Annotated in this window: 17 protein-coding genes; 12 read left to right on the top strand and 5 right to left on the bottom strand. The window is 68.1% G+C overall.

Features of this window, described 5'->3' with window-relative positions:
• The first annotated feature begins 97 nt into the window (after positions 1-97).
• On the top strand, positions 98-2,341 hold the full coding sequence (locus OHU89_RS15245) for a protein kinase domain-containing protein (protein ID WP_405643156.1): 2,244 nt from the start codon (positions 98-100) through the stop codon (positions 2,339-2,341).
• 18 nt (positions 2,342-2,359) lie between these two features.
• Here OHU89_RS15245 and nadA read toward each other — a convergent pair whose 3' ends face one another.
• Positions 2,360-3,544 (bottom strand): quinolinate synthase NadA, encoded by a 1,185-nt coding sequence (gene nadA / locus OHU89_RS15240; RefSeq protein WP_307031907.1) that lies wholly within the window; start codon positions 3,542-3,544, stop codon positions 2,360-2,362.
• A 267-nt stretch (positions 3,545-3,811) separates the two neighbouring features.
• On the opposite strand from nadA, the gene OHU89_RS15235 reads away from it, so the two are divergent.
• Positions 3,812-4,168 carry an iron-sulfur cluster assembly accessory protein gene (locus OHU89_RS15235; protein ID WP_266893491.1) on the top strand — a complete coding sequence of 119 codons (357 nt, stop codon included), beginning with the start codon at positions 3,812-3,814 and terminating at the stop codon, positions 4,166-4,168.
• A gap of 108 nt (positions 4,169-4,276) precedes the next feature.
• On the opposite strand, the gene OHU89_RS15230 is transcribed toward OHU89_RS15235, so the two are convergent.
• Entirely contained in the window at positions 4,277-6,211 is a 1,935-nt protein-coding gene (locus tag OHU89_RS15230) for a hypothetical protein (RefSeq protein ID WP_405643153.1), read from the bottom strand.
• A 151-nt stretch (positions 6,212-6,362) separates the two neighbouring features.
• Positions 6,363-6,572, bottom strand: coding sequence for a hypothetical protein (locus OHU89_RS15225; RefSeq protein ID WP_046262616.1), 210 nt, complete (start codon positions 6,570-6,572; stop codon positions 6,363-6,365).
• A 131-nt stretch (positions 6,573-6,703) separates the two neighbouring features.
• On the opposite strand from OHU89_RS15225, the gene OHU89_RS15220 reads away from it, so the two are divergent.
• Positions 6,704-7,678, top strand: a complete 975-nt coding sequence (locus OHU89_RS15220; RefSeq protein ID WP_405643151.1) for a carbohydrate kinase family protein — start codon at positions 6,704-6,706, stop codon at positions 7,676-7,678.
• 87 nt (positions 7,679-7,765) lie between these two features.
• Here the strand turns inward: OHU89_RS15220 and OHU89_RS15215 are convergent, their stop codons facing one another.
• Positions 7,766-9,142 carry a cysteine desulfurase/sulfurtransferase TusA family protein gene (locus OHU89_RS15215; protein ID WP_405643149.1) on the bottom strand — a complete coding sequence of 459 codons (1,377 nt, stop codon included), beginning with the start codon at positions 9,140-9,142 and terminating at the stop codon, positions 7,766-7,768.
• 247 nt (positions 9,143-9,389) lie between these two features.
• Between OHU89_RS15215 and coxB the strand changes: the two genes are divergently transcribed.
• The 4 genes from coxB (at position 9,390) to OHU89_RS15195 (ending at position 13,867) form a co-directional block, all read left to right on the top strand.
• Complete coding sequence (coxB, locus tag OHU89_RS15210) at positions 9,390-10,349, top strand: cytochrome c oxidase subunit II (protein WP_266893500.1); 960 nt, start codon at positions 9,390-9,392, stop codon at positions 10,347-10,349.
• On the top strand, positions 10,346-12,079 hold the full coding sequence (gene ctaD / locus OHU89_RS15205; RefSeq protein ID WP_405643147.1) for a cytochrome c oxidase subunit I: 1,734 nt from the start codon (positions 10,346-10,348) through the stop codon (positions 12,077-12,079). The genes coxB and ctaD overlap by 4 nt, the downstream gene beginning before the upstream one ends.
• Positions 12,076-12,474 (top strand): cytochrome c oxidase subunit 4, encoded by a 399-nt coding sequence (locus OHU89_RS15200; RefSeq protein WP_405643146.1) that lies wholly within the window; start codon positions 12,076-12,078, stop codon positions 12,472-12,474. The genes ctaD and OHU89_RS15200 overlap by 4 nt, the downstream gene beginning before the upstream one ends.
• A 130-nt stretch (positions 12,475-12,604) precedes the next feature.
• Positions 12,605-13,867, top strand: a complete 1,263-nt coding sequence (locus tag OHU89_RS15195) for an Ig-like domain-containing protein (protein ID WP_046261220.1) — start codon at positions 12,605-12,607, stop codon at positions 13,865-13,867.
• A gap of 9 nt (positions 13,868-13,876) precedes the next feature.
• Here OHU89_RS15195 and OHU89_RS15190 read toward each other — a convergent pair whose 3' ends face one another.
• Positions 13,877-14,278 (bottom strand): hypothetical protein, encoded by a 402-nt coding sequence (locus tag OHU89_RS15190; RefSeq protein ID WP_405643143.1) that lies wholly within the window; start codon positions 14,276-14,278, stop codon positions 13,877-13,879.
• Between the two features lie 189 nt (positions 14,279-14,467).
• Here OHU89_RS15190 and OHU89_RS15185 point away from each other — a divergent pair, with 189 nt between their 5' ends.
• The 5 genes from OHU89_RS15185 to trpD all read left to right on the top strand — a co-directional run bounded on the left by OHU89_RS15185 (position 14,468) and on the right by trpD (position 19,841).
• Positions 14,468-15,088 (top strand): heme-copper oxidase subunit III, encoded by a 621-nt coding sequence (locus OHU89_RS15185; protein ID WP_171141838.1) that lies wholly within the window; start codon positions 14,468-14,470, stop codon positions 15,086-15,088.
• Positions 15,089-15,151: 63 nt separating this feature from the next.
• Positions 15,152-15,961 (top strand): c-type cytochrome, encoded by an 810-nt coding sequence (locus tag OHU89_RS15180; protein ID WP_405643141.1) that lies wholly within the window; start codon positions 15,152-15,154, stop codon positions 15,959-15,961.
• Positions 15,958-17,019: a Rieske 2Fe-2S domain-containing protein gene (locus OHU89_RS15175; RefSeq protein WP_405643139.1), complete on the top strand. Its 1,062-nt coding sequence runs from the start codon at positions 15,958-15,960 to the stop codon at positions 17,017-17,019. Before OHU89_RS15180 ends, OHU89_RS15175 begins: the two co-directional genes overlap by 4 nt.
• On the top strand, positions 17,016-18,656 hold the full coding sequence (locus OHU89_RS15170; RefSeq protein ID WP_405643137.1) for a cytochrome bc complex cytochrome b subunit: 1,641 nt from the start codon (positions 17,016-17,018) through the stop codon (positions 18,654-18,656). Before OHU89_RS15175 ends, OHU89_RS15170 begins: the two co-directional genes overlap by 4 nt.
• Positions 18,657-18,776: 120 nt before the next feature.
• Entirely contained in the window at positions 18,777-19,841 is a 1,065-nt protein-coding gene (gene trpD / locus OHU89_RS15165; protein ID WP_405643135.1) for an anthranilate phosphoribosyltransferase, read from the top strand.
• Positions 19,842-19,854 lie beyond the last annotated feature (13 nt).

The following is a 19,854-nucleotide window of genomic DNA, read 5'->3' as shown; positions in this document are numbered from 1 at the left end:
GGGTTCTGGACGACGACCGTCCGGAGCCCGGCCGTCGGCGTTCCGGCGTTCTGTATCTTGTGGCTCGAACTGCTTTACGGTGAAGGGGATCCCGGTCGTGCCACTGCACAAGGACGACCCGAAATCGGTCGGAGGATACAAGCTGGTCGACCGGCTCGGCTCCGGAGGCATGGGGGTCGTCTACTGGGGCAGATCGCGCTCGGGCCGTGACGTCGCCGTCAAGGTGGTGCACGCCCAGTACGCGGAGGACAAGGTCTTCCGCGCCCGCTTCCGGCACGAGATCGAGTCCGTCCGCAAGGTCAGCGGCGCCTTCACCGCGCCCGTGGTGGACGCCGACCCGGAGGCGATACGGCCCTGGATGGCGACCCAGTACGTCCCCGGCAGCTCCCTCGCCGAACGGATCCGCGACCACGGAGCCCTCAAGGGCGCCGAACTGCGGCGGCTGGCCCTGGGGTTGGTGGAGGCGCTGGAGGACATCCACCGGGCCGGAGTGGTGCACCGGGACCTCAAGCCCGCCAACGTCCTGATGGCCGAGGACGGCCCCCGCGTCATCGACTTCGGCATCTCCCGCGCCGCCGAGAACCACCAGACCCTGACCGAGACCGGCCAGATGATCGGCACCCCGCCCTTCATGTCACCGGAACAGTTCACCGACGCCCGCACGGTCGGGCCCGCCTCGGACGTCTTCTCGCTCGCAGCCCTCCTGGTCTTCTCGGCCACCGGACGCGGCCCCTTCGACGCCGACAGCCCGTATCTGACCGCCTTCCGGGTCGTCCACGAGGCGCCCGGACTGGACGGTGTGCCGCAGCCGTTGCGCACGGTCCTGGAGCGCTGCCTGGTCAAGGAGGCCGCCGACCGGCCCCGACTGGACGTGCTGGCCAAGGAGTTCGCCGAGGCCCTGCCCGAGCCCGACCCCATGGACCCGGACACCACGACCCTGCGGCTGGCCGACCTGAGGACCACCGAGGAGACCTACGGCGACGCCGACCCGGCGATGGTGACCGGCCTGCCGAAGCCCCGCAGCCGGACCCGGAGGGGCCGCCGCCTGCTGGTGACCGTCGGCACACTGGGCGCGGTGAGCCTCGGCCTGCTCGGGTACATACGCTTCGGCCCGGGATTCTCGGACACCCCCCAGGAGACGAGCTCGGTCGCCACGTCCGGGGTCACCCGCTGGTCGGCGGTGCCCAAGGGCTGGCAGGCCTGGCAGACGACGATGTTCGAGACCGCACGGTCGGGCGAGGTCAACCCGCTGGCGAAGGCCGGCGAGGACACGAGCGACGCCACCTGCCAGCCGTACGAGAACGCGGTCTACTGTGCGGGCAACACCGTCCTCCCGGTCCGCCTGGACAGCCGTACCGGCGCCACCGTCTGGCGCTCCGCCCTCGCGACCTCCGCCGAGGGCACGGACTCGTCGGGGAACAACTTCGCACTCCTCGGCGTGCGGGACGACGCGATGATCCTGCAGCACGACGTCTTCGCGGCCGACGGGAGCACCAGGTCGAGCATCGTCGCCCTCGACACCGAGACCGGCGACCAGCTGTGGGCCCGCGACCGGGGAGGGCCGAGCGCCGACCAGCTCATGGCCGGCGACCTCATCATGACCCCCGACGCCGGCGGCCGGCTGGTGACGGCCCGTTCCCCGCGCACCGGCACCGACCGCTGGACCACACAGCTGCCCGCCGGCGACTACTGCTCCTTCGGGACGGCGGGCTCCCGCCTGTACGCGCACTGCTTCCCGGACGACGAGTCCAAGGACGCCGTACTCCTGGAACTGAACAAGACCGACGGAACAGTGCGCCGACGTCTGAGCACCCCGAACGGGAGCGGCCTGCTCGGCACCGTCGACGGCCGCCTCGCCGTCGGCGTCGCGGTCAACGGCGGCTCAGGCCCGGCCCGCCTCGAGGAGAACACCTTCGACGAGATCCGGCTCATCGACCCGGACACCGGCGCCACCACCACGACCGAACTCAAGCAGACCTACAAGAGCTCGATCCGCCTCGCCGCCGGCACCGTCTGGATCACCGGAGCCAATGGCCAGGTCACCGCGGTCTCCCCCCTGACCGGCAAACAGCTCTGGCAGACCCGAACCAGCGTCGAGGACTCGGGCCGGCCCACCTACGACCCCACCACCCACACGCTCTACCTGGCCAGCATCAGCGGCCGGGTCGCCGCCCTCGACTCCCGCAAGGGCACGCTGCTCTGGGAGACCGGCGCCCGAGCCGACCAACTCGCCAGCGGCGAAACGACCAAGTCCAAGGTGTCGCTGGACGGCGGGGCGGTGGTCGTGAACACGCCGAACGGGACGGTCTTCAGCCTGGACCCCGCTCACCCCGAGGGGTGAGCGGGCGCCGCAGGAGTCCTACGGCAGCGCCAGCATCCGCTCCAGCGCCAGCTTCGCGAACGCCTCGGTCTCCTTGTCTACCTCGATGCGGTTGACGAGGTTGCCCTCGGCGAGGGACTCCAGGGTCCAGACGAGGTGGGGGAGGTCGATGCGGTTCATCGTCGAGCAGAAGCAGACCGTCTTGTCGAGGAAGACGATCTCCTTGCCCTCGGGCGCGAAACGGTTCGCGAGCCGGCGTACGAGATTCAGCTCGGTCCCGATGGCCCACTTGGAGCCGGCCGGAGCGGCCTCCAGGGCCTTGATGATGTACTCGGTCGAACCGACGTAGTCCGCCGCGGCCACGACCTCGTGCTTGCACTCGGGGTGCACCAGCACGTTCACGCCCGGGATCCGCTCGCGCACGTCCCGCACCGACTCCAGGCTGAAGCGGCCGTGCACCGAGCAGTGACCCCGCCACAGGATCATCTTCGCGGCCCGCAGCTCCTCGGCCGTCAGCCCGCCGTTCGGCTTGTGCGGGTTGTAGAGGACGCAGTCCTCCAGCGTCATCCCCATGTCCCGCACGGCCGTGTTCCGGCCGAGGTGCTGGTCGGGGAGGAAGAGAACCTTCTCGCCCTGCTCGAAGGCCCACTCAAGAGCCTTCTTGGCGTTGGACGAGGTGCAGATCGTGCCGCCGTGCTTGCCCGTGAACGCCTTGATGTCCGCGGAGGAGTTCATGTACGAGACGGGCACGACCTGCTCGGCTATCCCGGCCTCGGTCAGCACGTCCCAGCACTCGGCGACCTGCTCGGCGGTGGCCATGTCGGCCATCGAGCACCCGGCGGCCAGGTCCGGCAGCACGACCTTCTGGTCGTCGCCGGTCAGGATGTCCGCGGACTCCGCCATGAAGTGCACACCGCAGAACACGATGTACTCGGCCTCCGGGCGCGCGGCCGCGTCCCGGGCCAGCTTGAAGGAGTCACCCGTGACGTCGGCGAACTGGATGACCTCGTCGCGCTGGTAGTGGTGGCCGAGCACGAAGACCTTGTCCCCGAGCTTCTCCTTGGCCGCGCGGGCACGCTCCACCAGGTCCGGGTCGGACGGCGAGGGCAGGTCGCCGGGGCACTCGACACCCCGCTCGCTCTTCGGGTCGGCCTCACGGCCGAGGAGCAGCAGGGCGAGAGGAGTCGGCTGTACGTCGAGCTCCGTGGTCTGGGCGGTGGTCACGGCACGCACCCTTTCTACTTTTCGTCGATCTGACGTTATCTATCATAACCCGGTTCACGTCACTTTGACGACGGTCATAGCGTCGATGTGACATGAATCCCGGCACCGCACCGGCGGGTGATCTTCGGGCCGCTGTTCGCTTCGTCGCGGGTGTGCGAGCATGAAAGAACAGGCGAAAAGACAAGGCGCGCGGCCCGGAATGAATCCGCGGCCCTGACGGTTGGAACCGTCGGCAAGCAGTCTCCGTACAACCCGGGAGAGATGTAGATGTCCGTATCGGACGAGAAGACCACTGTCAGCGACGGCATCCTCCTGTCCGACGCCGCCGCGGCGAAGGTCAAGGCCCTGCTCGACCAGGAAGGCCGTGAGGACCTGGCCCTGCGCGTGGCCGTTCAGCCCGGTGGCTGCTCGGGCCTGCGCTACCAGCTCTTCTTCGACGAGCGCTCCCTCGACGGCGACGTCGTCAAGGACTTCGGCGGCGTCAAGGTCGTCACCGACCGCATGAGCGCTCCCTACCTCGGCGGCGCGTCGATCGACTTCGTCGACACCATCGAGAAGCAGGGCTTCACGATCGACAACCCCAACGCGACGGGCTCCTGCGCCTGCGGCGACTCGTTCAACTAAATCCGTACGCCGGCTGCATCCGCGAGATCCAGCCGAATCCGTACGACGGTGAAGGCGGCGGCCCCCTCCGACAGGGCCGCCGCCTTCATGTGTTCCGGAGCGTGCGGACTACCGCGCCCCGGACGTCTCCGGCAGCCGTGCCCCCGCCTTCTCCAGCGGGACCCCGGTGCCGTCCGTGCCCACGACCTTCCGGTCGCCCACGGGCTCGTCCAGCTGCACCGTCTCGTGGTAGATCTTCGCGATCATGATGCAGATCTTCTTGTCCGGCCAGGGCGTCTCGGTCACCTGGACCGTCACATGGTCGGAGCCCTCGACCACCGACGCCTTGTAGTCGGCGCAGACCCCGCCCGTGTAGGTCACGGTGAGCTCGTCGCCCTCGGCGGTGTAGCCCTCCACCTTCACATCACGCTCGGCCGGCGCCGCAGTCGGCTCGTCGGGGTCGGGACCGGTCGGCCGCGGGCTCGGCTGGCCCGTCGGCTCGTCGGTGGGCGCCGAGGACGGTGTGGTCGAGGCCAGGTACTTCGGGTCGATCGCGGGGTACGTCACCGTGAAGCCGTCCTGCGCGCCGGACGCCCGCACCTCGAAGAGCCACGACGGCACCAGGGCCTGCCGGGCGTCCACGTAGTGCGAGGCCAGCCCGAACACGGCCTTCTCGACCGTGATCGTCTCCTGCTTCGGCGTACTGGTCCCCTCCGCCCCGCAGGGCGTCTCGAGGCGGTCCTTGAGCGGTACGGAGGTGGCGCAGCCGCCGATGCCCATGCGGTGGTCGGTCGCCGGCACGGTGTTCAACAGGTCCAGCGCCTTCTCGGCGCTCACGACGGGGTACGTGTCGCTCTTCGCCGGCGTCTTCAACTGACCGCTGCCGCCGACCACTTCGCCCTGCGCGTTGACGGTGACCCCGGTCGTCCAGCCGTGCGTCGGCAGCCCACCGACCACCGGATCGGCGTTCACCACCCGCTGGGCGCCCATGACCTGGCTCGCGTCGACCTTCGCGTCGTCCTGCCCGACCGCCTTCAGCACCGGCGCCGCCGCCTGCTTCGCGGCCTCCTCGCTCACCGGGTCGCCGGCCGGCGCGGCGGGGTCGCTCGCACACACGGTCTCGCTCTGGCAGTCGTCGGTCCCCGGCGCGTACCGGTGGAACGTCCACGCCCCCGGCGCCTGCTGGTTCACCTGCAGACTCGGCCCGGCCGCCTCCTGCCCGCCGACCTTCCAGGCCTTGCCCTCCAGGACGGGCGTCCCGTCCACTCCGAGCGCCTTCGCCAGCCGGGCCACGTCGTCCTTGGTGACCTCGCCGATCGCCCGGTACACGGGGGCCTCGCCGGGGCCGTCCGGCAGTGTGCCATCGGCCTGATAGGTGACGCCGTACGGGTTGGGCTCACCCGGCGCGATGCCGGTCGTGCCGCCGTCGCCCCCGGTGTACCCGTCGAGGTTGAGCAGCGGGGGAGTGTCGTCGCCGTTCGCCCCGGACGTCGTACCGCCACCGCCCGACCCACCGGAGGCCGAGGTGGCGAGATACGCCCCACCGCCCCCGACGAGCAGCACGGCGGCCGCGACGGAGGCGATGAGCACGGGGGAGCGGCGCCGGGCGGAGTGCGGGGCCTCGGGCTCGCCGTCCCGGGGAATCTCCTGCTCGGAAGCCTCGGAAGCCTCGGAAGCCTCGGAAGCCTCGGAAGCCTCGGAAGCCGCGGGAGCTCCGGCGGGCTCGTGAGCCTCGGGAGCTCCGGCGGGTTCGGAAATCTCGTTGGGCTCGGCAGCCCCGGAAGCTACGGCGGGCTCGGGAATCTCGTCGGGCTCGGGAGCCTCGGAAGACTCGCTGACCCCGGCGGTCTCGTCCGCCTCGGAAGTCTCAGCGACCCCGGAAGCCTCGGACGCCTCCGCGGCGTCCTCCTGGGGGGCTTCCCCGGGGGCCTCCGCCTCCGGGGCCCCCTCCGCCGCCGTACCGCCGTCTTCGTCGGCGATCTCGGCGACCCCGGCACCCTCATCGGCGCCCGTGGCCTTGCCGACCTCGGCGTCGTCGTCGTTGTCGGGTCGCTCGGTGTTCACCGCATCGCTCCTTCGGCCGCGCATCTGTCCCTATGACCCTGACCCGGCCCTGTCAAAACGGCCGGCTGGAGGGTCGTATCCCACATCCCCTTTACGGGGGACAGCGATGGGACGCAGCGGGGGAGTGCATGGTTCCCCGGGAGGCGCTGTTTCAGTCGCCGTAGTCCGACATCGCGTCCAGCAACCGGGCGGACTCGGTCGGAACGGTCACGCCGTGGATGAGTGAGGGGGAGACGGGAAGGGCAGCGACCCGGTCGGGAGCCAGCCAGTGCGGGGCCATCCGGGCACAGTCGCCGAGCAGCGCCGCGAGATCGCCGTCCAGGTCGGCCGGAACGGGGGCGTGGACCTTGAGGTTCGTCATGACGGCACCGTATGCAGGTCGGAGCCCGCGAAGAAAGATCTACTATCGGGTAGTTTTGGCGGCTTCAGAGGCCCGTGCCGACCGGGTAGCGTGAACTGTCAATAAACCCTCCCCTCAGGAGAGTCCTCGCCGTGCGCATCGCAGTCACCGGCTCCATCGCCACCGACCACCTCATGACCTTCCCCGGCCGCTTCGCCGACCAGCTCGTCGCGGACCAGTTGCACACGGTCTCGCTCTCCTTCCTGGTCGACAATCTGGACGTACGCCGGGGCGGCGTAGGCGCGAACATCGCCTTCGGTATGGGCCAGCTCGGCACCGCGCCGATCCTGGTCGGCGCCGCGGGTTTCGACTTCGACGAATACCGGGCCTGGCTGGACCGCCATGGCGTCGACACCGCGTCCGTCCGTATCTCCGAGACGCTGCACACCGCGCGCTTCGTCTGCACCACCGACGCCGACCACAACCAGATCGGCTCCTTCTACACCGGGGCGATGAGTGAGGCCCGCCTCATCGAGCTGAAGACCGTCGCCGACCGCGTGGGCGGCCTCGATCTGGTCCTCATCGGCGCCGACGACCCCGAGGGGATGCTCCGTCACACGGAGGAGTGCCGTTCGCGCGGCATTCCGTTCGCCGCGGACTTCTCCCAGCAGATCGCCCGTATGAACGGCGACGAGATCCGGATACTGCTGGAGGGCGCGACGTACCTGTTCTCCAACGAGTACGAGAAGGGCCTCATCGAGTCGAAGACCGGCTGGACGGACGAGCAGATCCTCGCCAAGGTCGGCCACCGGGTCACGACGCTGGGCTCGCGCGGTGTCCGTGTCGAGCAGGTCGGTCAGGACCCGATCGAGGTCGGCTGCGCGGAGGAGGAGCGCAAGGCCGATCCCACGGGCGTGGGTGACGCGTTCCGTGCGGGGTTCCTGTCGGGACTGGCGTGGGGGGTCTCGCTGGAGCGTGCGGCGCAGGTCGGGTGCATGCTGGCGACGCTCGTCATCGAGACGGTCGGTACGCAGGAGTACCAGCTGCGTCGGGGGCACTTCATGGAGCGGTTCACCAAGGCGTACGGGCATGAGGCTGCGGCTGAGGTTCAGGGGTATCTGGGCTGAGTTTGCCGTCTGCGGGGGCGTAGGGGCTGGTTGCGCACACGCGGAGGTAGCCGCATATCGACACGGCCCCGCGCCCCTTTGGGTGGGTCAGGTGAGCCGGCGGATCAGATATGCCGTTCCGTTTTCCGCCGGTTCCTCGCCCACGTACTCCTGCTCGCGCATCTCGCACCACGCGGGGATGTCCAGTCGTGCTGCCTCGTCGTCCGACAGGACCCTGATCAGGCCGCCCACCGGAACGTCCCCGATGACCTTCGCGAGCTCGATCACAGGGATCGGGCACCGCTTGCCCAGGGCGTCGACGACGAGCTCGTCCTCCTTCATGACCGCCACCGGTGTCGGCGCGCCCAGCTTCTCCCGTACCCCCGACACCGCCCCCGGCAGCACGGCGAGGAACCTCTCCACATCCTCCGCCGTCGCCCCTCGTGGCAACGAGACCCGCACATTCCCCTCACTCAGCACCCCCATCGCCTTCAGCACATGGCTGGGCGTCAGCGTGCTGCTCGTGCAGGACGAGCCGGACGAAACGGAGAAACCCTTCCGGTCCAGCTCGTGCAGCAGTGTCTCCCCGTCGACATAGAGACAGGAGAAGGTGACGATCCCGGGCAACCGCCGCTCCGGATCCCCCACCACCTCCACATCCGGCACCAGCCGCGGCACCCGTACCCGGATCCGCTCCGTCAGCTCCCGCAGCCGTACCGCCTCTTGGGCCGCCTCGGCCCGCACGGCCCGCAGCGAGGCCGCCGCCGCGACGATGCCCGGCAGATTCTCGAACCCCGGCGCCCGCCCCGACTCCCGCTCGTCCACGGGCCCTTGAGCGGCGAACCGCACCCCCTTGCGTACGACGAGCAGCCCTACCCCGGACGGCCCACCCCACTTGTGCGCACTGGCCGCCAGCAACGACCAGTCACCCTCGACCGTCCCCCACCCGAGCGACTGAGCCGCGTCCACGAACAACGGCACCCCGGCCGCCCGGCAGGCCTCGGCCACGGCGGCGACCGGCTGCTCCGTCCCCACCTCGTGGTTGGCCGACTGGAGACAGGCCAGCGCGGTGTCCTGCCGGAGCAGAGCCGCGTAGGCGGAGGGATCCACCCTCCCCGACCGCTCGACCGTCACCCGATCGACCGAACCGCCCTCCCTCTCGTGCACTTCGGCCGAATGGAGCACGGAAGAATGTTCAACCGCTGACACGATCAGGTGACGCCCGACGCGCCGCCGCCCAGCCAGAACACCCGCGATTCCGGTGTGTACGGCCCGTGTGCCGGACGAGGTGAAGGTCAGCTCATCAGGACGACACCCGACAGCCTCGGCAGCGGCTTCCCTGGCGGCGTCCAGCAGCAACCGCGCCCGTCGGCCCTCCCGGTACAACCGCGCGGGATCAGCCCACCCCTCGTCCAGGGAGGCCAACAGCGCCTGACGAGCGACGGGATGAAGGGGAGCACTGGAAGCAGCGTCGAAGTAGGACACGCGCCAACGCTAACGCCGCCAGGGGCGCGGAGAACTGCGCGATCAACCACAAACAACCCGCAGCCGCCATTCCAGCGAACCGCCCAACCCTCTAGGCCCCCCTCCCCGCGAACCCCCAGAACGCGTCGGCTAGGGTTTGGTCCGCATAAACATCCAAACCCCTGCCCGACGCAGGGCGGCGACCGACCACCGAGTAAGGCAGGCCGCAGCCAACTACGCGCGGGCGAGACTCTCGGGAAGGCGCTACGTGAGTCCCAACGGCTCCGACCGCTCGCCGCGGCGCCCGATGCGGCGGAAGCTGCTGCAGGCAATGACCGCGGGCCTGGTCCTGGCGACCGCGACCGGTTGCACATACAAGGACTTCCCCCGCCTTGGTATGCCCACCCCCACCACCGAAGAGGCTCCGCGGATCCTCTCCCTGTGGCAGGGCTCGTGGGCGGCCGCGCTCGCCACCGGCGTGCTGGTCTGGGGCCTGATCCTGTGGAGCGCCATGTTCCACCGGCGCAGCCGCACCAAGGTCGAGGTTCCTCCGCAGACCCGGTACAACATGCCCATCGAGGCGCTGTACACGGTGGTCCCCCTCATCATCGTCTCGGTGCTCTTCTACTTCACGGCTCGTGACGAGTCGAAGATCCTGAGCCTCGACAAGAAGCCCGACGTCACTGTCAACGTCGTCGGCTTCCAGTGGAGCTGGGGCTTCAACTACGTCGAGAACGTCGACGGTTCCACCGGTGACGCGAAGACCGACAAGAATCTGGACGCGATCCCGCAGCGGTTCAAGGACCAGTTCCCGGCCGCCGCCGGCGGTGTCTACGACGTCGGTACGCCCGGCACCCGGAACCCGCAGACCAACAACCCGGGTCCGACCCTCTGGCTCCCCAAGGGCAAGACGGTCCGCTTCATCCTCACCTCGCGTGACGTCATCCACTCCTTCTGGGTGGTGCCGTTCCTGATGAAGCAGGACGTCATCCCGGGGCACACCAACTCCTTCCAGGTGACCCCCAACAAGGAGGGCACCTTCCTGGGCAAGTGTGCCGAGCTCTGCGGCGTCGACCACTCCCGAATGCTGTTCAACGTGAAGGTCGTCTCTCCCGAGCGCTACGAGCAGCACCTCAAGGAACTCGCCGAGAAGGGGCAGACCGGTTACGTTCCCGCGGGCATCGAGCAGACCGCCCACGAGAAGAACCGGGAGACGAACAACCTGTGAGCATCCTCAACGAACCCCAGGGTGCCGCGGCAGAGTCCCACTACGCGGACGAACTGCCGGTCCGGCGCAAGCAGCCCGGCAACGTCGTGATCAAGTGGCTCACCACCACTGACCACAAGACGATCGGAACGCTGTATCTGGTCACGTCGTTCGCGTTCTTCTGCATCGGTGGTCTGATGGCGCTGTTCATGCGCGCCGAGCTGGCCCGCCCCGGTCTGCAGATCATGTCGAACGAGCAGTTCAACCAGGCGTTCACGATGCACGGCACGATCATGCTGCTGATGTTCGCGACGCCGCTGTTCGCCGGCTTCGCGAACTGGATCATGCCGCTGCAGATCGGCGCGCCGGACGTGGCCTTCCCCCGGCTGAACATGTTCGCCTACTGGCTGTACCTGTTCGGCTCGCTCATCGCGGTCGGTGGCTTCCTCACCCCGCAGGGCGCGGCGGACTTCGGCTGGTTCGCCTACAGCCCGCTGTCCGACGCGGTCCGCAGCCCGGGCATCGGTGCCGACCTGTGGATCATGGGTCTGGCCTTCTCCGGCTTCGGCACCATCCTCGGCTCGGTCAACTTCATCACCACGATCATCTGCATGCGCGCACCCGGCATGACCATGTTCCGCATGCCGATCTTCGTGTGGAACGTGCTGCTGACCGCGGTGCTGGTCCTGCTGGCCTTCCCGGTCCTCGCGGCCGCGCTGTTCGCCCTGGAGGCGGACCGCAAGTTCGGTGCGCATGTCTTCGACTCCGCCAACGGCGGGGCCTTGCTATGGCAACACCTCTTCTGGTTCTTCGGCCATCCAGAGGTGTACATCATCGCCCTACCATTCTTCGGAATCATTTCCGAAGTGATCCCGGTCTTCTCCCGTAAGCCGATGTTCGGCTATATGGGCCTGGTGGCCGCGACGATCTCGATCGCTGGTCTGTCCGTGACGGTGTGGGCGCACCACATGTATGTCACCGGCGGTGTGCTCCTGCCGTTCTTCTCCTTCATGACGTTCCTCATCGCCGTGCCAACAGGCGTGAAGTTCTTCAACTGGATCGGAACGATGTGGAAGGGCTCGTTGAGTTTCGAGACCCCGATGCTCTGGGCCACCGGCTTCCTGATCACCTTCGTCTTCGGTGGTCTGACCGGTGTCATCCTGGCCTCGCCGCCGATGGACTTCCACGTCTCGGACTCGTACTTCGTGGTGGCGCACTTCCACTACGTGGTGTTCGGCACCGTCGTCTTCGCGATGTTCTCCGGCTTCCACTTCTGGTGGCCGAAGATGACCGGCAAGATGCTCGACGAGCGCCTCGGCAAGATCACCTTCTGGACGCTGTTCATCGGCTTCCACGGCACCTTCCTGGTCCAGCACTGGCTGGGTGCCGAGGGCATGCCGCGTCGTTACGCGGACTACCTGAACGCCGACGGCTTCACCGCCCTGAACACGATCTCGACGATCAGCTCGTTCGTCCTCGGCGCGTCGGTCCTGCCCTTCCTCTACAACGTGTGGAAGACGGCCAAGTACGGCAAGAAGGTCGAGGTCGACGACCCGTGGGGCTACGGCCGCTCGCTCGAGTGGGCGACGTCCTGCCCGCCCCCGCGGCACAACTTCCTCACCCTGCCGCGGATCCGCAGCGAATCCCCGGCGTTCGACCTGCATCACCCGGAGATCGCGGCTCTCGATCAGCTCGAGAACGCGCCTCACGGTGAGAAGGCCCTGGCTGGTGGCAAGGAGGCCGGCAAGTGAAGGTCCAAGGCTGGTTGTTCATGTGGCTGAGCGTCTTCGTGCTCGCCATGGCGGTCGTCTACGGCGTGTGGTCGAAGGAGCCTGCCGGTACCACGGCGCTCTTCCTGGCCTTCGGCCTGTGCATCATGATCGGCTTCTACCTGGGCTTCACGGCCAAGCGGGTCGACGTCGGTGCGCAGGACAACAAGGAGGCGGACGTCGCGGACGACGCCGGCGAGGTCGGGTTCTTCAGCCCGCACAGCTGGCAGCCGCTGTCGCTCGCCATCGGTGGCGCGCTGGCGTTCCTGTCGATCGCGATCGGCTGGTGGCTGATGTACTTCTCGGCGCCGCTGATCATGATCGGCCTGTGGGGCTGGGTCTTCGAGTACTACCGCGGTGAGAACCGCACCCAGTAGCACGAGCTGAGCGCAAAAGAGCCCGGACACTCCGACAGGAGCGTCCGGGCTCCCGCTTTTGCAGCAGTGCTGTTCCCTCGTACGAGTTACCCACCGCGCCGCCGCTGACGAAGCTTCCTAGCGTGAAGTCATGAGCCAGACTCCGCGTACACGCACCGTCATCTCCTGCACGCTGCTGGTGGTCGCCCTGACCGCCGGCGGCACCGCCTGCAGCAGCGAGGGCAGCCCGCTGTCGGCGGCGCCGTACGACGCGGCGGACCAGATCTCCTTCAACGGCCCCTCGGGCGACGGCAAGAAGGCCGACCCGGACAAGCCCCTGGAAGTCACCGCCGAGGACGACGACGGGCGCATCACGGACGTCACGGCCCTGGACGCGACAGGACGCTATGTGGCGGGCGAACTCTCCGCCGACGGCACCCGCTGGCACAGCACCAGCCCGCTGGCCGCCAGCGCCCACTACACGGTGCGGGTGAGCACCGAGGACGAGGACGGGGCGCCCGGCCGCAAGGTCCTCGCCTTCGACACCGGCAAGCCCCTCACCAAGAAGCGCCTGAAGGTCACCTTCGGTCCCAAGGCGGGCAAGTACGGCGTCGGCCAGCCCATCACGGCCGAACTCAGCAAGCCCGTCAAGGACAAGGCGCAGCGGGCCATCGTGGAGCGCGCGCTCAAGGTCGACTCGATGCCCGCCGTGGAAGGCGCTTGGCACTGGGTGGACGACAAGGAACTCCACTACCGCCCCAAGGAGTACTGGCCCAGCAAGGCCACCATCCAGGTTCGAAGCAATCTGGACGGCATCAAGATCAGCGATCGGCTGTGGGGCGGCAAGGTCAAGCCCCTCAAGCTGACCACGGGCGACCGGGTCATCGCCGTCACGGACGCGTCCTCGCACTCCATGACGGTCTACAAGAACGGCAAGGCGATCAACGACATCCCGGTCACCACCGGAAAGCCCGGCTTCGAGACCCGCAACGGCGTCAAGGTCGTACTGGGCAAGGAGTACTTCGTACGGATGCGCGGCACCAGCATCGGTATCTCCGAGGGCTCCTCGGAGTCGTACGACCTGCCCGTCTACTACGCCACCCGCGTCACCTGGAGCGGCGAGTACGTGCACGCCGCCCCCTGGTCGGTGGGGTCACAGGGCTATGCCAACGTCAGCCACGGCTGCACGGGCATGAGCACCGGCAACGCCGAGTGGTTCTTCGACAACGTCCGTGAGGGTGACGTCGTCAAGGTCGTGAACTCCTACGGCGACACCATGGAAGCCTTCGGCAACGGCTTCGGGGACTGGAACCTCGGCTGGAAGAAGTGGCGCAACGGCAGCGCCCTGGTGGGCGGAAGCCCCGACGGCCCCCGCCCGGAGGAGAAGGCGAGACTGCGTCCCGAATCGGTCTGAGCGGCCGTATCAGGCGCTCAGAGCCTTCTTCTGACGCAGCAGGGACGCCAGCGCCGGCGCGAACTCCACCGGGTCCACGGGATGCGTCACCGCGGCCTCGGCACGGCTCCAGGTGGCCAGCCAGGCGTCCTGGGGGCGCCCGATCAGCAGCAGCACCGGCGGGCAGTTGAAGATCTCGTCCTTGGCCTGCCGGCACAGCCCCATGCCGCCCATGGGCACGGCCTCGCCGTCCAGGACAGCGACGTCGATACCGCCCCGGTCCAGTTCCTTGATGACGGCGGCAGGCGTCGCGCACTCCACGAACTCGACTTGGGGGACGTCGGGAGCGGGCCTGCGTCCGGTGGCGAGCCGCACCTGCTCGCGGGTGTTGGAGTCGTCGCTGTAGACCAGCACCGTGGCGGTCGCCTGCATGGTTCCTCCGTGACATCAGTGTCGTACGGCCATGAACGGGCAGAGCCCGATGCGGCGGATGCTACTCCCTTGAACAGCCGGTCAACACCCGCTTGAACACCCCCGCGATGGGCCATACGGGCAGTACACACCCTGCGGACACCCCGAACGGCACCCCCGGGAGTGAGGGCGGGATAAGGGACCGACATAATGTCGGTCGTGGCGACAGCAACGACAGTAGAAACCGGGCACGCGCACCCGTCGGTCAACCGGCCGAACCTCACCAGCGTCGGAACCATCATCTGGCTGAGTTCCGAGCTGATGTTCTTCGCGGCCCTCTTCGCGATGTACTTCACCCTCCGATCGGTGACCGGTCCCGAGTTCTGGAAGGAGAAGGCAGACTTCCTGAACCTCCCGTTCTCGGCGACGAACACCACGATCCTGGTGCTCTCCTCCCTCACCTGCCAGCTCGGCGTGTTCGCCGCCGAGCGCGGTGACGTGAAGAAGCTCCGGATGTGGTTCATCGTCACGTTCGTGATGGGTGCGATCTTCATCGGCGGTCAGGTGTACGAGTACACCGAGCTGGTGAAGCACGAGGGCCTCTCGCTCTCCTCGGACCCGTACGGCTCGGTCTTCTATCTGACCACCGGTTTCCACGGTCTGCACGTGACGGGTGGCCTCATCGCCTTCCTGTTCGTTCTCGGCCGCACCTACGCGGCCAAGAGGTTCACGCACGAGCAGGCGACCGCCGCCATCGTCGTGTCCTACTACTGGCACTTCGTCGATGTCGTCTGGATCGGCCTCTTTGCCACGATCTACCTGATCAAGTAGCAGGGCCCGCTCCCGCACATTCCAGAAGCATCGACGCAGAAGATCCTGACACCGGGGTAATCCGTGAAAAAGCTCTCCGCACGACGACGCCATCCGCTGGCGGCGGTCGTCGTCCTACTCCTCGCGCTGGCGGCCACCGGGGGGCTGTACGCCGCGTTCGCGCCGGCGGACAAGGCGCAGGCCGATGAGACCGCCCAGTCCCTCACCATCGAGGAGGGCAAGAAGCTGTACGCCGTGGGCTGCGCAAGCTGCCACGGCACCGGTGGTCAGGGCACCACCGACGGCCCGAGCCTCGTGGGTGTGGGCGCCGCGGCCGTCGACTTCCAGGTCGGCACCGGCCGTATGCCGGCCCAGCAGCCCGGCGCGCAGGTCCCGAAGAAGAAGGTCATCTACACGCAGGCCGAGATCGACCAGCTCGCCGCGTACATCTCCTCGCTGGGTGCCGGTCCGGCCATCCCGACGAAGAACGAGTACAGCCCGGACGGAGCGGACATCGCCAAGGGTGGCGAGCTGTTCCGCACCAACTGCGCGCAGTGCCACAACTTCACCGGCAAGGGTGGCGCGCTGACGCACGGCAAGTTCGCGCCCGAGCTCGAGGGCGTCGACCCGAAGCACATCTACGAGGCCATGCAGACCGGCCCGCAGAACATGCCGTCGTTCCCCGACACCATCCTGTCGGAGCAGAACAAGCAGGACATCATCGCGTACCTCGACGCGGTCAACGGGGAGGACACCGAGAGCCCCGGCGGCCTCGAACTGGGCGGACTCGGTCCGGTCAGCGAGGGTCTGTTCGCTTGGGTGTTCGGACTCGGTGGGCTCATCGCGGTTGCCGTCTGGCTCGCCGCCCGGACCGCAAAGGCCAAGAAGTCATGAGTAGCCAAGACATTCCGGAAGAGAACGAGAACCTGCCCGCAGAGCAGGACTCACATGGTGCGGTAAGCGTCGCGGACGACAAGAACCCGTTCGCCGACCCCGGCCTGCCGCCCCACGAGCACCGCGTCCAGGACATCGACGAGGTGGCAGCCCGGCGCTCCGAGCGCGTGGTCGCCTTCCTGTTCACGCTGTCGATGCTGGCCACGGTCGCCTTCATCGCCTCGTACGTGGCGGTGCCGCACGACAAGGCGATCTACGTCTTCCCGATCGGTCACATCAACGCGCTGAACTTCGCGCTCGGTCTGACCCTCGGTGTGGCGCTCTTCTCGATCGGCGCGGGCGCGGTCCACTGGGCCCGCACGCTGATGTCCGACGAGGAGATGGTCGACGAGCGGCACCCGATCTCGGCCACTCCCGAGGTCCGCGAGAAGGTCTTCGACGACTGGAAGGCGGGCACCAAGGAGTCCGCGATCGGCCGTCGCAAGCTGATCCGCAACACGATGCTCGGTGCGCTCACCCTGGTGCCGCTCGCCGGAGTCGTGCTGCTGCGTGACCTCGGCCCGCTGCCCGGGACCAAGCTCCGCCACACCATGTGGAAGAAGGGGCTGCTGCTCGTCAACATGAACACGAACGAGCCGCTGCGCCCCTCGGACGTCGCCGTCGGTTCGCTCACCTTCGCCAAGCCCGACGGCCTGGAGGAGGACGACCACGAGTTCCAGACGGAGATCGCCAAGGCGGCCCTGATGATCGTCCGGCTCCAGCCGGACGACATCAAGGACAAGCGCGAGCTCGAGTGGTCGCACGAGGGCATCGTCGCGTACTCGAAGATCTGCACCCACGTCGGTTGCCCGATCTCCCTGTACGAGCAGCAGACGCACCACGTCCTCTGCCCCTGCCACCAGTCCACCTTCGACCTCTCCGACGGTGCCCGAGTGATCTTCGGCCCCGCCGGTCACGCCCTGCCGCAGCTGCGCATCGCCGTGAACGACGAGGGCTACCTCGAAGCGCAGGGCGACTTCGAAGAGCCTGTCGGTCCTGCCTTCTGGGAGCGCGGATGAGCACCAACGAGAACAACGAGCCCGCCCGCGAACGCGGGAAGGCGCCGGCCGGCGAGAAGCTCGCCGACTGGGCCGACGGCCGGCTGGGGATCTACTCCCTGGCCAAGGCCAACATGCGCAAGATCTTCCCCGACCACTGGTCGTTCATGCTGGGTGAGATCTGCCTGTACAGCTTCATCATCATCATCCTCACGGGTGTGTATCTGACGCTGTTCTTCCACCCGTCGATGAACGAGGTGGAGTACCACGGCAGCTACGTCCCGCTGCAGGGACAGCTGATGTCCGAGGCGTTCAACTCGACCATGCACATCTCCTTCGATGTGCGCGGTGGTCTGCTGATCCGGCAGATCCACCACTGGGCGGCGCTGATCTTCCTCGCCGGCATGTTCGTGCACATGATGCGCGTGTTCTTCACGGGCGCGTTCCGCAAGCCGCGTGAGGTCAACTGGCTGTTCGGCTTCCTGCTGTTCGTCCTGGGCATGTTCACCGGCTTCACCGGCTACTCGCTCCCGGACGACCTGCTCTCCGGCACCGGTGTCCGCTTCATGGAGGGCGCGGTCCTGTCCGTGCCGATCGTCGGCACGTACCTGTCGTTCTTCCTCTTCGGCGGCGAGTTCCCGGGCGGCGACTTCGTGGCCCGCTTCTACTCGGTCCACGTCCTGCTGCTGCCGGGCATCATGCTCGGCCTGATGGTGGCGCACCTGATCCTGGTGTTCGTCCACAAGCACACGCAGTACGCGGGCCCCGGCAAGACCAACAAGAACGTGGTCGGCATGCCGCTGTTCCCGGTCTACACGGCCAAGGCCGGAGGCTTCTTCTTCCTGGTCTTCGGTGTCATCGCGGTCATCTCGGCGATCGCCTCGATCAACCCGATCTGGTCCATGGGCCCCTACCGGCCGGACCAGGTGTCCACGGGCGCCCAGCCCGACTGGTACATGGGCTTCTCCGAGGGTCTGATCCGTGTGATGCCGGGCTGGGAGATCAACTTCTGGGGTCACACGCTCGTCCTGGGTGTGTTCATCCCGCTGGTGATCTTCCCGCTGGTCCTGGTCGCGATCGCGGTCTACCCGTTCATCGAGGCCTGGGTCACCGGCGACAGGCGCGAGCACCACATCCTGGACCGCCCGCGCAACGCGCCGACCCGTACGGCCTTCGGCGTCGCGTGGATCACCTGGTACATGGTGCTGCTCATCGGCGGTGGAAACGACCTCTGGGCCACGCACTTCCACCTGTCGATCAACTCGATCACCTGGTTCGTCCGGATCGCGTTCTTCGTCGCCCCGGTGCTCGCGTTCGTCGCGACCAAGCGGATCTGCCTCGGCCTCCAGCGCCGCGACAAGGACAAGGTGCTGCACGGCCGCGAGTCGGGCATCATCAAGCGCCTGCCGCACGGTGAGTTCATCGAGGTGCACGAGCCGCTCACCCAGGACGCGCTGCACACGCTCACCGCGCACGAGCAGTACGTGCCGGCCGAGATCGGCCCGACGGTCGACGACAACGGCGTCGAGCGCAAGGTGAAGGGTTCCGAGAAGCTGCGGGTCAAGCTGAGCAAGGCTTACTTCGGCGAGGAGTCCCAGATCCCCAAGCCGACCGCCGAGGAGTACAAGGAGATCACGAGCGGCCACGGCCACCACTGATCGCTGCGCTCGCCACGCGCGCCGAAGGGCCCCGTCCGAACACCGGACGGGGCCCTTTGCCGTGCCCTGCGGCTGGATAGGGTGGGGGCACACTCTTCTACGACATCCTGGAGCGGCCTTATGAGCGCTGTGACCCCCGCTGGAGGCGACATCGCGGCGGGCCGTTCCTGGCCCGACGTACTGAGCGCCCTGCTCGCCGGGCAGGACCTGAGCTCCGGTGACACGGCGTGGGCGATGGACCGCTTCATGAGCGGCGAGGCCACGGACGCCCAGATCGCGGGGTTCATGGTGGCGCTGCGGGCCAAGGGGGAGACGGTCGAGGAGATCACCGGTCTCGTCGAGGCGATGTACGCGCACGCGCAGCCGCTGGACATCCCCGGGCCGGCCGTCGACATCGTCGGCACCGGCGGCGACCGGGCGAAGACGGTCAACATCTCGACGATGTCCGCCATCGTGATCGCGGGCACCGGGGCGAAGGTCGTCAAGCACGGCAACCGGGCCTCGTCCTCGGCGAGCGGTTCCTCCGACGTCCTGGAGAAGCTCGGCATCAACCTGGACCTGTCGCCCGCGCGGGTGGCCCAGGTGGTGGACGAGGCCGGCATCACCTTCTGTTTCGCGGCCAAGTTCCACCCGTCGATGCGGTTCGTCGGCGGCGTCCGCCGGGACCTCGGGATCCCGACCTCGTTCAACCTGCTCGGCCCGCTGACCAACCCCGCGAGGGTCACCGCCTCGGCGGTCGGCTGCTTCGACACCCGGATGGCGGGGCTCATCGCCGGAGTGCTGGCCGAGCGCGGCTCCTCCGCGCTGGTCTTCCGCGGTGACGACGGTCTCGACGAGCTGACGACCACGGCCACTTCGCGGGTGTGGATCGTCCGCGACGGCAAGGTGCGCGAGGAGGCCTTCGACCCGCGGGACGTCGGTCTCGAACTGGTGCCGGTGGAGGCGCTGCGGGGCGCGGACGCGTCATTCAACGCCGAGGTCGCCCGACGTCTGCTGGACGGCGGGACCGGAGCGGTGCGGGACGCGGTACTGCTCAACTCGGCCGCGGCGCTGATGGCGTTCGCGCCGACGGAGGCACCGCTCGTGGACCAGATCCGGGCCGGCATGGTGAAGGCGGCCGAGTCGATCGACTCCGGCGCCGCCAAGCGGACCCTGGAGCGCTGGGCGGCGGCCAGCAACGCCTGACGTCCACGAGTGT

It is taken from the genome of Streptomyces sp. NBC_00019, assembly GCF_045041015.1.
Lineage (GTDB): Bacteria > Actinomycetota > Actinomycetes > Streptomycetales > Streptomycetaceae > Streptomyces.
This window is presented reverse-complemented; position numbering and strand designations above follow the sequence as displayed.